This window comes from Longibacter sp., assembly GCF_051155795.1.
GTDB lineage: Bacteria > Bacteroidota > Rhodothermia > Rhodothermales > Salinibacteraceae > Longibacter.
Genome location: NZ_DAXETW010000158.1, coordinates 1 through 9,581 on the forward strand (window position 1 = coordinate 1; position 9,581 = coordinate 9,581).

Below are 9,581 nucleotides of genomic sequence, written 5' to 3' on the forward strand. Positions count from 1 at the left end.
GTCAGGGCAGAGAAGAGGATGATTCGGCGCGGAGAGCGCAATTGTGAAGGGCGTCATCGATGAACTCGCGGAGTTCTCCCATCTGCTGGCGGCTGAGCCGCTGCCCGATCCAGGCGGTCCCGTAGACGAGCGCGGCGAGGATGCCCGCGAATGGCAGCACCCACAGCGCTGTCGCGCTCATTCCCAGGCTCATCTGGGACGTACCGAAGAGAAGCGCGATGATGCCGCTGAACCCGAGAATGGCGTATGCCGCCACATACATGGTCCAGACGGAAGGGTGCGGCGCGAAGAGCCCTCGCACGAGCGTGCCCTCGCGATGGGATTCGAAGTCCAGGCTGAGCTGCGGCGACCAGAAATGCTGGTTCTCTTCCGGCACGTTCAGGATGGCGTGATGGTCGTAAAAGTTGCCCGTGCACGGGGCGTGCTCCTGAATGACCTCTCGTTTCAGGTAGCGGATCACCTTCGCGGGTGCGCAGGGAAGCACCTGCTGGAAGGACGGGCGGATCTGCAATGGCATGGTCGAACCGGAACGGACGGAAATGGAGAGAGCGCCAGGAGGTGAAGCTCGCGTGACAGCGGTACGGGCCGACACCGCACGACGAGCAATCATGAAGATACGCTAAAGGGCGCAGGAAATGCAAGGTTGGCCGGGCCCGCAGACCTGCGAGCCGATGGCGTGACGATGTACCCTCAGAAGTTGACCGTAAGCGACAGGTTCGGAAGCGGGACCGGGATCTGCGGTACCACGTTGCGTTCGATCGTATTCCCCTGCGTGGGCTCAAAAATGACGAACCAGATGTTTCGGCGGCCATACGCGTTGACCAGTTGCATCCGTGCTTCATAGGTGCCGATGCCGAAGAAGTCGCCCTTCCGCCGGACGCCAACGTCGAGGCGGTGGTAGGCGGGGAGGCGCGAGGCGTTGTAATCCGACTGCAGCACGTCCCGGGGCCGACTCAGCGTCGGATCGTCCACCAGTTTGTAGTACCCGCTCGGCTCGGTGTAGGCCTGTCCGGTAGCGTACGTAAACACCGCCGTTGCGCGCCAGTCCTCGGCGAAGTCGTATCGAAGCACCGCGGTCAGATCGTGCAGGCGGTCGTACTTTGGTGCGAACACCTGACCGTTCTCGAAGCGATCGAACTCGCGGCGGGTCCGGCTCAGGGCATAGCTGATGAAGCCGTTTACGGTCCCCTCCCGTCGCCGAACCATAAACTCAGCGCCGGCCGCGTATCCGTCGCCGAACCGGAACACCTCCGGATAGTCGAGACCGGTATAGTCGGTGTAGAGTCGGTCGAACTCAAACAGGTCGCGGAGGGTGCGGTAGTATAGCTCGACGTCCACGCGCAGGTTTTCCCTCGGCTGCGTTTTGACGCCGGCCACGAATTGATCGCCGAAAGCCGGCGGGACCTGATCGTCGGTCGTCAGCCAAAAGTCAAATGCCGAGAAGAGCTCCGTTGATGCGGCGGTCAGGTACTGGTAGTACCGGCCGTACCCCGCCTGGAGGCGGACCCGGTCGGTCAGGCGATGCTCGAGTGTCAAGCGCGGGGCAACCCGCAGGTTCGTCCCCTCACCGAAGTAGCTCGCCCGGACGCCGCCGGTGACGGTCCAGTCGTCGGTAGCCCGGTACGTATCCTGCAGGTACGCGCTGCCGTAAACCGTACGAAAGCTGGGGCTGTAGTTTCTATCGCCGTTGAAGAAGTTGCGGAGCCGCGACACAAATCGACCGGCTCGAACACCGCCCTCCAGGGTGTGCGACCCAGCGGACAGCGTCGACTGTGCGTCGGCGGCCACATCGAACACGTCGTTGTCGCGAACGAACTGGGTGTTGGCGATATCTGCCTTCGGATCGGCAAAGTAGTGGGAGCCGGCGAGGGAGACCTGCGTCGTCAGATTGTCGCCGATCACGCGTTGCCATGATACCGTTCCTGCCCGGTTACCGTAGCTGATGTCGAAGACGACATCGCTCAGGAAGGGGAAGTCGAGCTGATCGCGACCTGCGTAGAGCGAAACCGACAGCCGATCGCGGTCCGTCACGTTGAGCTGGGTGGCTGCGTTCACATCCCAGAAGTAGAATCCCTCGGGAATGTCACCGACGTCGGCCGCCTGCAGGCCGGAAAGCAGAGGTTCGATGGTCGAGCGACGGGCCGCCGCCATCCACGTCCCCGCCCGGCCACCGACCTCGTACGGGCCGGTGCCGTACGCCCGCGAGGCGAGAAGCCCGAGGCTGACACCGCCTTCGATGGTATGGTCAGCCCCTCGGCGGTTCTGAATATCTACGACGGCTCCCAGCCGGCCACCGTAACGCGCGGGGTAGCCGCCCTTGTAGAGAACCACATCGCCGATGGCGTCAGGGTTGAAGGTCGAGAAAAACCCGAAGACGTGCGTCGGATTGTAAATCGTCGCCTGATCCAGGCGAATCAACGTCTGATCGGGCGAGCCGCCGCGTATGTATAGGCCGCTGGAAAAGTCGGAAGCGGCCTTCACGCCGGGCAGAAGCTGAAGCGATCGGAAGAGGTCCGGCTCAAGGATCGTTGGAAGGTTTTGCACCTCCTGCGGCGTCATCGTCTCGGTGCCCAGCGCCTGCTCCTCCACACGCCGCCCGGTCACGGTGACGCCCTCCACCTCCATGTCGACGGGGACGAGGGCGATGCGGACGTTGAAGGTGGAACCGGCTCGCACGGTCACCTCCCGGCGCTCGGTTTCGAAGCCGACGTACGAGGCCCGGAGCGTCTGCCGACCCGGAGGTACGTCACCGAGGCGAAACCGTCCGTTCTGATCGGTCGTGGTCCCGAGCGATCGCCCGTCTACGATCACGTTGGCAAGCGGAAGCGGGCTACCCGTCTGGGCGTCGACTACCTCTCCGGTGATTACCGCCGATGTGTCGGGCTGCGCCGTCGCCGGCCCGGCCGACACCAGCCCGATGATCATGCCCAGCAGCAGGATCAATCGACTTGCAACACGGGTCCGCCGGCTCATCTTCAGACGTGCCGCCTTGCAAGGCTCTGTCGAGCTGTTTTTCCGTGAACCGACGTGCGCATCTCGTGTCAGGACTCCCATCAGCGTCTCCGTATCGGCATCATCTGGCATCGGCAGCAGCGGTCGGTTCGCCCGGTTTCATCCCTACGATTCTGCGTTGATCTCGTACAGCGTCCGGTGCTTCACCGCGTCGCCGAACATGCTGAGTCCGGCGTTCAGCGCGACCAGCCCCAGCGTGCCGGCCACAATCCAGGGCCAGGTGCGGTCGGTCGACGCCTTCTTGAGGGTGGCGTGGCCAATCAGACTTGCCCCGAACCCGACGCCGATCAATCCGAGCGGAGCGAGTCGTTTCCAGGACCGGTAGTGGCGGAGGACGTCGTCGGTAGCGCGGTCAGGCATAACGGCGGAGATAACAGGAAAGGAAACAGTAATTAGCCTGTACCCTGCGTACCGATCGTTCGTTCGGCCCGCCGGTGAATCGTCGCCTGGACGGTATAACTTTTTCAAACCTGTAATGACAACGTCGACCGACGGCAGGATGTGACTCTCGGTCAGTCCTTTGCTATATTTAGAACATTCGATGAATGGAGAGCGCGTCAACGAGCAGCTCCGGCCGGGCCGGCGGAGCACGTCGCCCCTTTGCGCTGTGGTTCCCGTTCCACCATCCCTTCGTGAACCCGTGCTGCCATGGACACGCACGTCCCCAATCCAGATTCCAGGGCGACCGAGCGGACCGGCGCGGCGAATCCCGCCTCCGAGTCTACTGACGAGCCCCCTGACGAACCGCCCGGAGATGCATCGGGACAACCGCAACCGAACCACGAGGACGACGCCGAACGAGTCCGGCTCCGCGAGGAGATTGAGCATCTTCGGGAAGAAAACGAAAGCCTTCGGGACGCGGCGACCCGGTATCGCTCGCTGGTCGATCTTACGACCGATGCGGCCTACGACCTCACCGTCTCGGCTGCGGATGGCAACGCCCCGCACTTTGCCCTCACGTGGGCGTCCGGATCCCTCTCTGGTCTGATCGGCATCTCTCATGGCCGTCTGATGGCCGGGCAGGATTGGATCGAGCACGTTCATCCGGCAGACCGTTCCCTCCTTCACCGGCATCGCGAGCACCTCGCGGCGGGCTCCCGGATGGTGACCGAATACCGGATTCGAACGTCGTCGGCACGCGATCGCTGGGTCTGCGACTACAGCCAGCCGATCCACGGCTCGGGCGGCGTCCGACGCGTTCATGGTGCGCTCCGGGAGATCACGCACGCCCGGCACTACGATCGGGCGATGCGGGCGAATCGCATTAAGTACAAGCACATCTTCAACCAGTCCCCGCTCGGGATCCTGCACTTCGACGCCGAATCCTGCATCACGCAGTGCAACGACAACCTGGTCCGCATCGTGGGCTCGTCACGCAATGACCTGATCGGCCTGAATATGATCGACGACCTGGAGGACCAGGCGCTGATCCGGGCCGTCATCGACGCCCTTGAGCATGGCAGTGGCACGTACGAAGGCGATTACGCCTCCGTGACGGCCGACAAGGTGACGCCCGTGCGGGTGCTCTTCAACAGCATCCGGTCGGAGGCCGGCGACGTGCTGGGCGGCGTTGGTATTGTGGAGGATATCACCGAGCGGCGGCGCAACGAGCAGGAATTGATCCGAGCACGGGACGAGGCGGAAACGATGAACCGGCTGAAGTCCGCCTTCCTCGCAAACATGAGCCACGAGATTCGAACGCCCCTGACGGCCATCATCGGATTTGCCGACATTCTTACCGACGAACTGCCGTCCTCCCACCGGCGGATTCCGCAATTGATCGAGCAGAGCGGCAAACGGTTGCTCGACACGCTGAATTCCGTCCTCGATCTGTCGATGCTGGAGTCCGGGGAGATGGAGTTGAACCGGACGCTGATCGACGTGGCACAGCACGTCGAGGACCATGTAGACTTGATGCATCCCCTCGCCGATAACAAGGGGCTCGACCTGAATGTAGATCGGCCGGGCCGACCATGCTATGCCCGACTCGACGAGGGCGCACTCGACCGCATCCTGTCGAATCTGATCGGCAATGCGATCAAGTTTACGGACGATGGAGAAGTTAGCGTCACCGTCCGCCAGGTTTTGCTACCACGGGCGGCGGGAGAACCGGAGCATGGAGATCGTCCTTGCGAAACCGGAATGCCCGGACCGCGCGCCGGCGTAGAGATCCGGGTTCGCGACACCGGCGTTGGGATCAGCGAGGAGTTCCTCCCTCACCTGTTCGACGTATTCAAGCAGGAGAGCGCGGGGCTCAAGCGGACGCATGAAGGCTCCGGACTCGGCCTGGCCATTTCCAAGCAGCTCGTGGATGAACTCGACGGCACAATCGAGGTCAGCAGCCAGAAAAATGAAGGTAGTACGTTCGTGATTACGTTTCCGGCCGTCCACGACACCGACGGTGAACAGCCAGCGCCACGACCAGAGCTACAGCGACACCACCCCGGATGCCGCATTCTCGTGGTGGAAGACACACCGGAGACGCAGGTGCTCGTCGAACGCATCCTGGAGCCGTACCACGACGTCGATATTGTCGCCTCCAGCGAGGACGCGATCGACGCCGCGCGACAGACCCGCCCCGTGGGCGAAACCCCGTACGATCTCATCCTGATGGACATTCACCTGGAAGGCGGAGGCAGCGGACTGGACCTGCTGCCCGAGGTGCGGTCGCTGCCGAATTACGCGGGCACGCCCATCGTCGCCCTTACCGCGTTTGCGCTTTCCGGCGATCGGCAGCGGTTCCTGGAGGCCGGCTTTGACGCATACCTCGGCAAGCCATTTACGGCCGACCAACTCCTGGACGTCATCGATCAGGCGTTGGCGGCGAACGAGTGACGCCTCACGGACGGGACGCTGACGCGATCACCGGCTCCACGCTTCGAGCGTAGCCACCGCCCGGTCGGGGTAGTCGGTAATCAGGCCGTCCACGCCAAGGCCGACCAGGCGCTCCATCTCGTCGGGATCGTTGACCGTCCAGGGAATGACATCCATGCCCCGATCATGCGCCTCGGCGATCACAGCGTCCGTCACCAGCGAGTAGTCGGGGCTGTAAATGTCCGGCGTGAATGGAAGCATTCTCAGGTTTTCAGCCACCCCATTGTCCGCGGAGGAGGCGATCAATAGGGCGAGCCGAACGGGTTGCTGCCGGGCGTTCGCGACAATCAGGGTACGGGGATCGAAAGACTGGATCGTCGATCGCCGGGTCACGCCGGCATCGTCCAGCACGTGAAGCACGGCGTCGGCGAACGTCTCTGGATCCGGTGTAAAGGTCCCCTCCCACTTCGGCCGGATCTTCGTCTCGACGTTGTAAAAGATCGGTCCCCGGTCGTGCGTGCTCGCGTAGGACTCCGCCATGTCGATCACGTCACGCAGGAGGGGCTTGTGCACGGGCTCTTGCTTCTGCTCCGGGAAGCGAGGATGCACCCGCGAGCCGCAATCGTACGCCTTGATCTCGTCGTACGTCATCTCAAACATATTGTGCTCGCGCTCCGACCCGTCCGGCACCGACTCGCCGTCCGGGGTCGTGCAGATGACGCTCGACATCCAGGGTTCGTGCGAGACGACGACCTTTCCATCCCCGCTGATTACGACGTCGAGTTCGAGCGTCGTCACCTCCAGGTCGAGCGCCCGGCGAAAGGCGGGCAGGGTGTTCTCCGGTGCCAGTCCACGCGCGCCCCGGTGACCCTGAAGGTCGAAGCCATCCGGCGCCAGAGCGGCGGAGTCCGGCGGGGCTGAGGCGGCCGGTTCGGACGGAGAAAAGGATGCGCGGTGAGACGTCGACGAAAGCATAAAGAGCCCGAGCGGCAGAAGAAGGAGAGCGATCGAGATACGGCGAAGTGGCATGAGCGGTCGAAAGGTCGATCGGGGACGGGCGAGGGCACCCGGTGAGGGGCACGGCCGGCATGGCGATAAACCCGGAAGCAGGTGTGGCGGTCCCGGGGCGGCATGATCAAACCGTGACGCACCTGCGACCCCGGCCCTCACACCTCGTCTCAACATCCGATTTTCGGGTTTGTCTGTCCGGCCGCGGCGATCGCCGAAGAGCGTCCTGTGAAACCTCTACGGAGTGTTCACCAGGAAGGGTTTGCCGTGCTTCAAAAGTGGCGTTTCTCCCGTTTCTATGGTACTTTGCTGTGATAGTGAAATGCGCATGCTGGCCGGTTTGAACGGGCGGTCCTGCCACGACCCGAGATCGATTCGGGACGGGCGAGGTCGTGCGGTCGTGCGGGCGTTTGCCGTGCGTGGATGAGTGTCTGAAATAATCAAAAGCGAGCATGGAAGCGGACGAAAGCCGCATCATTCCGATAAACATCGAGGAGGAGATGAAGTCCTCCTACATCGACTACTCCATGTCGGTGATCGTAAGCCGGGCGCTACCGGACGTGCGCGACGGCCTCAAGCCGGTGCACCGCCGCGTGCTCTTCGGCATGAGCGAGTTGAATTTGACGGCCGGGGCCGCGTACAAAAAGAGCGCGAGAATCGTCGGGGAGGTGCTCGGTAAGTACCACCCTCACGGCGACTCCTCCGTCTACGACACCCTCGTCCGTCTGGCGCAGGACTTCTCGATGCGCTACCCGCTCGTCGACGGCCAGGGCAACTTCGGTTCGATCGATGGCGACTCCGCGGCGGCCATGCGGTACACGGAGGCCCGCATGACGAAGATCGCCGAGGAGATGCTGGCCGACCTCGACAAAGAAACGGTCGACACCCGGGAAAATTTCGACGGCACCCTGGAGGAGCCGACGGTGCTTCCGGCGGCCTTCCCCAACATGCTCGTAAACGGGGCTGACGGGATTGCCGTCGGGATGGCGACGAAGATCCCGCCGCACAACCTCGGCGAAGCCATCGACGCGACCGTCGCCTATATCGACGATCCGGAGATCTCCATCGACGACCTGATGGAGCATGTGCCGGCGCCGGACTTTCCGACCGGCGGCATCATCTACGGATATGCGGGCGTTTACGAGGCCTACCACACGGGCCGCGGGCGCGTCGTCATGCGTGCGAAAATGCACGTGGAGGAGATCCGCAAGGGCCGTGAAGCCCTCGTCATTACGGAAATCCCGTACCAGGTCAACAAGTCCACCGAACTTGAGCGAATCGCTGACCGCGTCCGCCAGGAGCGGATCGACGGCGTGTCCGACCTGCGCGACGAAAGCGATCGGAACGGCATGCGCATCGTCGTGGAGTTGAAGCAGGACGCGGTGCCGGACATCGTCAAGAATCAGATTTACAAGAACTCGCGCCTGCAGGACACCTTCGGCGTCAATATGGTCGCCCTCGTGGACGGCCGGCCGAAGGTGCTGACGCTCAAGGACGCGATCCGGCATTACGTAAATCACCGCCATGAGATTGTCGTCCGCCGGACCGAGTACGACCTGCGGAAGGCACAGGAACGGGCTCATGTGCTGGAGGGCCTGACGCTGGCGCTCGACAACCTGGACGCGGTCATCACCATCGTCCGCCACTCCCCCGACAAGGACGCCGCCCACGAAAACCTGATGCTGGGTCGCTACCCGTCGCAGCTTACGGAAGACGACCTGCGCGAACTCGGCGTCCCGCTCCTTCCGCCCGTCGAGAGCGACCAGTCGCAGATGACCGTCCGCGACATGCTCGACGACGAGTACGAGGAGTTGGCCCGCCGCCCGCAGGAGGGCCACTGGCTGACCGACGACCAGGCAAGCGCCATCCTCCGCCTCACGCTGAGCCGCCTGACGGGGCTGGAGCGTGAGAAAATCGCCGATGAATATCGGGACATCATCCAGGAGATCCAGCGCTATCAGAGCATTCTTGGCAGCCGGGAGCTCCGCATGCAGATCATCAAGGATGAACTGCTGGCGGTCAAGGAGCAGTTCGACGACGAGCGCCGCACCGAGATCGACAAGACGGGCGGCGACATTATCATCGAAGACCTGATCGAGCGGGAGCACGTCGTGGTCACGGTGACCCACCAGGGCCTGGTCAAACGCACGAGCGTCGACGCCTATCGGTCGCAGGGTCGCGGCGGCGTCGGAATGCGCGGCTCCGGCAAGCGCGACGACGACTATATCGAGCATCTCTTCGTCTGCCACTCGCACGACGTGCTGCTCTTCTTCACCGATCACGGCCAGTGCTACTGGCTACGGCCGTTCGAAATTCCGGAGGGGAGCCGCACCGCCCGGGGACGCTCGATCCGGAATTACATCCAGATCAGCAAGGAGGACCGTATCCGCACGGTGCTCAACGTCAGCAAAGAGGATTTCGAGGACGACGAGTTCTTGAACTCGCACTTCGTCCTGATGGCCACGCGCCAGGGACAGGTCAAGAAGACGGCGCTCGAAGCCTTCAGCCGCCCTCGCACCGACGGGATCATCGCGATCTCGATCGACGACGGCGACGACCTGCTCGAGGCTGCACTGACCGGTGGCGACAATACGGTCGTCGTGGCCTCTTCTGGTGGGCGCGCCGTCCACTTTCACGAGGACGATGCCCGCCCCATGGGGCGCAACACGCGCGGTGTGCGTGGCATGCGTCTCAACGACGATGAGGAGCTGGTCGGCATGATCAGCATTCCACCCGAGGAACGCGAC

General features: G+C 63.2%; 6 protein-coding genes. 2 read left to right on the top strand and 4 right to left on the bottom strand.

The genetic code is table 11. From position 1 onward, the window contains the following. Position 1: 1 nt before the first annotated feature. The 3 genes from ACFCU0_RS15190 to ACFCU0_RS15200 all read right to left on the bottom strand — a co-directional run bounded on the left by ACFCU0_RS15190 (position 2) and on the right by ACFCU0_RS15200 (position 3,372). Entirely contained in the window at positions 2-517 is a 516-nt protein-coding gene (locus ACFCU0_RS15190) for a hypothetical protein (RefSeq protein ID WP_434974529.1), read from the bottom strand. A 173-nt stretch (positions 518-690) separates the two neighbouring features. Then, positions 691-3,084 carry a TonB-dependent receptor gene (locus ACFCU0_RS15195; protein WP_434974530.1) on the bottom strand — a complete coding sequence of 798 codons (2,394 nt, stop codon included), beginning with the start codon at positions 3,082-3,084 and terminating at the stop codon, positions 691-693. A gap of 33 nt (positions 3,085-3,117) precedes the next feature. Further along, a complete protein-coding gene (locus ACFCU0_RS15200; protein ID WP_434974531.1) occupies positions 3,118-3,372 on the bottom strand; it encodes a hypothetical protein in 255 nt (84 codons plus the stop codon). A gap of 288 nt (positions 3,373-3,660) precedes the next feature. Here ACFCU0_RS15200 and ACFCU0_RS15205 point away from each other — a divergent pair, with 288 nt between their 5' ends. Beyond that, positions 3,661-5,847 carry an ATP-binding protein gene (locus ACFCU0_RS15205; protein WP_434974532.1) on the top strand — a complete coding sequence of 729 codons (2,187 nt, stop codon included), beginning with the start codon at positions 3,661-3,663 and terminating at the stop codon, positions 5,845-5,847. A 27-nt stretch (positions 5,848-5,874) separates the two neighbouring features. Here the strand turns inward: ACFCU0_RS15205 and ACFCU0_RS15210 are convergent, their stop codons facing one another. Further along, positions 5,875-6,855: a glycerophosphodiester phosphodiesterase family protein gene (locus ACFCU0_RS15210; protein WP_434974533.1), complete on the bottom strand. Its 981-nt coding sequence runs from the start codon at positions 6,853-6,855 to the stop codon at positions 5,875-5,877. A 431-nt stretch (positions 6,856-7,286) separates the two neighbouring features. Here ACFCU0_RS15210 and gyrA point away from each other — a divergent pair. After that, a partial coding sequence (gene gyrA / locus ACFCU0_RS15215) for a DNA gyrase subunit A (protein ID WP_434974534.1) occupies positions 7,287-9,581 on the top strand: 2,295 nt, incomplete at its 3' end.

What these genes read in the sequence shown, in the direction of transcription:
- ACFCU0_RS15190 (WP_434974529.1), bottom strand. Translation starts at nt 517, where the DNA reads ATGCCATTGCAGATCCGCCCGTCCTTCCAGCAGGTGCTTCCCTGCGCA.
- ACFCU0_RS15195 (WP_434974530.1), bottom strand. Translation starts at nt 3,084, where the DNA reads ATGCCAGATGATGCCGATACGGAGACGCTGATGGGAGTCCTGACACGA.
- ACFCU0_RS15200 (WP_434974531.1), bottom strand. Translation starts at nt 3,372, where the DNA reads ATGCCTGACCGCGCTACCGACGACGTCCTCCGCCACTACCGGTCCTGG.
- ACFCU0_RS15205 (WP_434974532.1), top strand. Translation starts at nt 3,661, where the DNA reads ATGGACACGCACGTCCCCAATCCAGATTCCAGGGCGACCGAGCGGACC.
- ACFCU0_RS15210 (WP_434974533.1), bottom strand. Translation starts at nt 6,855, where the DNA reads ATGCCACTTCGCCGTATCTCGATCGCTCTCCTTCTTCTGCCGCTCGGG.